The organism is Corallococcus llansteffanensis, from assembly GCF_003612055.1.
Taxonomy (GTDB): domain Bacteria; phylum Myxococcota; class Myxococcia; order Myxococcales; family Myxococcaceae; genus Corallococcus; species Corallococcus llansteffanensis.
Genome location: NZ_RAWB01000724.1, coordinates 1 through 4393, shown reverse-complemented (window position 1 = coordinate 4393; position 4393 = coordinate 1). Strand labels below are relative to the sequence as shown.

Genomic DNA, 4393 nt, shown 5'->3' with positions numbered 1-4393 from the left:
CCTCCAAGAGCCGCTCCAGGCGCGGGCCATGGGGCTTCAGCGCGGGCAGCGACAGGGCGTCGGTGGGCAGCGGGCGGAGGGCTTCGGGGTCGGGGAGGCGGTGTCGTCCACGGAAGGGCCAGCGTGGCGCGGCGCGCGCGTGCTGGCGACCGGGATGAGCGGTGACGGTGCGCCCGCTTGCATTCCCCGCTGCTCGCGCTCACCGGCCCCTGCCTGGACGGCTGGGGATGGCCTGCTGATACGGTCCGGGGTGCATGCACTTTCATACCGTTCGTGGGTGGTGTCTGGGGCTCTTGCTGATCCTGTCCGCGCCCCTGGACTCCGCAGCGGAAGCGCCGTCGCAAGGCGTGGTCCTCGCCGCCGAGCCCAGCACCTTCGCGGAGGCGAAGACGCTTCCTGACAAGCTCACCGGGTCCGCTGCCTGCGACCTGGGGCTGGGCAAGACCCCCGACATCACCGTCTTCCAGTCCGTGGACGTGAGGCAGGCCATTCCGGACTTCTGCCGGCCCGCCGAGGCGGTCATCACCCAGAAGCTGTCCCTGCCAGATGGCTCACACGTCGAGCGCAGCTTTCGCATCGTGGATGACGCTCCTGGCACCCAGCTGCCACCGCCTCCCCCGCGCCCCCGCATCCGCGTCCGCTGCCAGGCGCGGCGGCTGGAGCTGTCCGTGGAAGGCGTGCCCGAGGCCCCCCCGCTGACGCTGGAGCCCATCGGTATCGGCGTCAGCTCCGCCTCCTTGAAGTTCCGGGTGTCCCGGGACAGCGAAGCCCGCCTCCTGCCCCTGCTGGTCCGCGACGACGCCGGGGCTCGCAGGGCGCTGGAGGAATGGGACTTCCTGGTCGGCAAGGGCGTTCCCTCCCGCATGTACGTTCGCGACGCGAACCTGCCGGAGGCGGACAGCGTCGCGGGGCTGGCCGCCGCGTTCGAGCGAGCCCGGAAGCGCGTCGCCCTGGCCGCGGGCGACGACCCGGAACAGGACTCCCCCCGCGACGTCCTGGCTCCGGACCTGGAGGGAGACCGCCCGCCGTTGAAGACAGGCGATCCCGAAACCATCGGCGAGGTCCAGCCGCCCGAGTCGGACTCGACAGCGGACTCGGACCTGTTCTGGCGCCAGGGACGGTTGTGCGTGGTGCAGCAGGACACCGGCAAGCGGATGCGCTGCTACGACCCCGCGGCGCGGCGCTGGGGGAAGGCCGTGGCCGTGGACCGGAGCGGCCTGACTGCCTGGAGCCCTCGCATGGGTCGCTGCGGCATCCCCCTGGGGACCCGGAACGTCCGTCCTCCCGAAAGCTTCCGGCCTGAATTGCGCCTGTCTCCCCGGGCCGTCCTGCTCTGGAACAGGTGGGCCCACGAGGCCCGCGTCATGGAGCTCCCCGAAGGGGGTGGCCCCCCGCGCCTGCGCGCGCCGGAAGCGGAGGAGCTGAAGAAGGCGATGCTCGCGTCCACCGGCTCCCGGCTCCTCGGCGAAGGCCGGTTCATCCTGGACGAGGACCGCAAGCAGTTCTGCTCCGTGCGCAGGCCCCTGGGGTGCTGGTCCCTCCCATGGGACGGTCGGCCCGAGGATGAGGGCGGCAACGCGCTGTCGGAGGCCCGGGTGTCCCCGGACGGCCGGTGGATCGCCTACCTGCGCGGTCCCGCTCCGAGCAAGGTGGACTCGGATGACCGCATGCTGGGGTTGGTCGTGCGCTCCCTGGAGTTCGGTCCGTACGTCGCGCCCCGCGAGCCCGTTTCGACGGCACCGCGCCTCGTGCGGACGGACGTCGTGATGGAGAAGCCGGCCTGGGGGGGACCCGCGCTGAGGTGGAACGACGACGACCGCCTCGCCCGCGCGCGGATCGCCTGCGACCTGGGCCAGGATCCACGCATCCCCTTCGAACTGGAGACGACGCTCACCGTCTCGCCGTACAACCCCCTCGACCCCGCGGACGCCTGCCACAGCGGCTGGGTGAAACTGCGTCAGGAATTGACCGCACCCGGGGGCTTGAAATTCGTTCGCCGCGCCTCCGCCGTCACCGGGGACAGCCGGTCATCGGAAGGCGATGTGAAGGTGCGTTGCCAGCCGGGCCGCTTGTCGCTGTGGGTCGAGGGCGTGCCCGGCTTCCCGGCGTTGTCGCTGACCGCGAACATGGGGGCGTTCGGCGCGGTGCGCTGGGACCTGGCGCCGGAGACCGAAACCCGGCTCCAGGCGCTGCTCGCCCGCGACGACGCGCCCGCCCTCGAGGCCCTGGACGCCTTCGCGCGGCTGGTGAAGCTGAATGATGACGCGCGCGTCGTCTCGTACGGGATGAAGCCGGATGAGGACGGACATGTCTCCCGCATGGGCTGTCTCGCCACGGCGCTGGAGGCCATCTCCGCCCGGCGGGCGCTCGCGGACGGGGCCCACCCGGAGCTGCATGTCTCGCTGAAGACCGACGGCGTCTGCGCCGAGCGCTACGGCATGCGCGCCCTCCAGCAGCGGCTCCAGGCCGCCACGCTTCCGCTGCGCGTCGGGGCGGTGAAGGGCAAGGCGGAGGTCATCGGCCCGGTGCGGTCCATTCCCCGCATCCCCCCGGAGCGCCAGCCTCAGTTGTACTGGAGGGATGGCACCCTGTGCATGGCCCAGCAGGATGGGACAAACCAGATGCGCTGCTACGACCCGGCGGTGCGCAAGTGGGGCCCCGCGGTCGACGCGCAGGACCGCCCGTTCCCGCGAGAGGACCTGCTCCTGAAGTCGCAATATGACTCGGGCTCGTGCTACCCGGTGGGAGGCCGCTCCATTCCCATTTCGGATGAGGTGCGCGACGTCCTGCCGCTGTCGCCGCGGGCCTCGCTGTTCGCGGACACCTCGCGAGGCGCCCTGTCCCCGGAGTTCAAGGTCATCGAAGTCCCCGAGGACGCGGGCCCCGTGCGCACGCGTGCACCCACCGTGGAGGAGCTGGCGCGCGCGGCGCGGGCCGGCGGAGGCTCCGCCTCCCTGGGGGAGGGCAGGTTCCTGCTGCACGTCTCGAAGAACGAACGCTCGCCGTGGCTGTGCACGGCGGTGCGCCCGTGGAGGTGCTGGAAGCTGCCCCTGGAGTCCGAGGCCTATGACGTGCGCGCCGCCATGGCGTCGCCCGATGGCCGCTGGCTGTCCTATGTGCGGATCGCCCGGGAGAAACCCTACCCCGAGGAGCTCGTCGTGCTGCCGCTCACGCCCATCCCTTGAGCATCTCCCACGGCCCTCGGCTCGCGACGGCCTCCGCGGCCGACGGGACCTGGCACGTGTCCCCCACTATCGGTCCCATGCTCCGGAAACCTTCCTCCTCGGAGGCCCGGTAGTCACCGGAACCGATCCGCTTGGCCGACCCTCATGCGGTCCATGACCCCGGCCGTTGACACCAAGTCGGAGTCAGGGGCATGGAGCGCTCGGGCGGCACAGGACGAGCCCCACGTCATCCGGGAGCGCGCCGCTCGCAAGTCGAGGCAGCGCGGCCAGCGCGAGCACTGCGGCGTTTGCGTCGGCGAGACTCACATGCTCCTGGATGCGACGGAGGTCGACGTACTTGAACAATCCGTCTGACGCGCCGAGGAGAACACCGCCTCGCCACGCGAGCTCGAAGGTGACGGGCCGCGCCTGCCCGCTGCCGAGCAGGGGCTTGCGGTGTTGATGCTCCGTCAGCGCTGTCGATTCGCCTCCCTGGAACAGCCACAGTTCCGAATCCCCCACGCTGACCCCCACCACGCGCCGCCTGGTGACACAGGCAACCAAGGCGGTGGTTTCACCCCCCTGTCCCGAGGCCACCCGCTCCGCGTCGCACCGCACCAGCACATCGCGCCAGGTCTCCTCGCGTTCCACGTCGGCCCCGGCGTCCACGGCGTCCTGGACACCACGCAGCACGGACTCCGCGGCCTCGGCGCCACGTCGTGAGTTCCCCGCCCCATCCGCCACCACGAGCACCGTCGCGTCCCCTCGCGTCAGGACCCGCACGCGGTCCGCACCCGCCTTGCCCGCCGGTTCCACATGCCACGCCGTCTCGAAATCGCTCAGGGGTCGCACCCAGGGACGACCTTCTCATGCCATCGACAAACCGTCGCGCCGCTCCAGAAGCCCACGCCCCTGCTGCCTCCTTGCCGGCAAGAAGGGGCCCGTCTGCAGGAACTCGGATGGCAGCGGGAACGGATCCTCGCCACCCTCCGTGAGCGGGTCCTCGAAGACCAGCGGGCGCGAAACGACATCTGCTGGAGCGTCTTCACCGGGTGACGCAGGTCCGAGACCTCACGCATTCGATGAAGAGCATTCGCGGCGAGGTGCCCGGCGGGTTCGCCTTCACGAGAACGGCATCGAGTTCCTGCCGCCGCTGCCGCCTGAGGATGTGCAGACGCTGCCCATGCCGGGCAATTCGGAAAGCGAGCGCTGGGCCCGCGTCCTCGTCC

The 4393-nt window shown here is 71.2% G+C and carries 3 protein-coding genes; 1 reads left to right on the top strand and 2 read right to left on the bottom strand.

Features of this window, described 5'->3' with window-relative positions; translation table 11 throughout:
- Positions 1-293 precede the first annotated feature (293 nt).
- Positions 294-3185, top strand: coding sequence for a hypothetical protein (locus D7V93_RS38975; RefSeq protein ID WP_120648129.1), 2892 nt, complete (start codon positions 294-296; stop codon positions 3183-3185).
- A gap of 183 nt (positions 3186-3368) precedes the next feature.
- On the opposite strand, the gene D7V93_RS38970 is transcribed toward D7V93_RS38975, so the two are convergent.
- Together D7V93_RS38970 and D7V93_RS46270 are read right to left on the bottom strand one after the other, a co-directional pair.
- Positions 3369-4016 (bottom strand): protein phosphatase 2C domain-containing protein, encoded by a 648-nt coding sequence (locus D7V93_RS38970; protein ID WP_120648128.1) that lies wholly within the window; start codon positions 4014-4016, stop codon positions 3369-3371.
- Positions 4017-4209: 193 nt separating this feature from the next.
- Positions 4210-4393: hypothetical protein (locus tag D7V93_RS46270; protein WP_208723297.1), on the bottom strand; the 184-nt coding region annotated here is incomplete at its 5' end.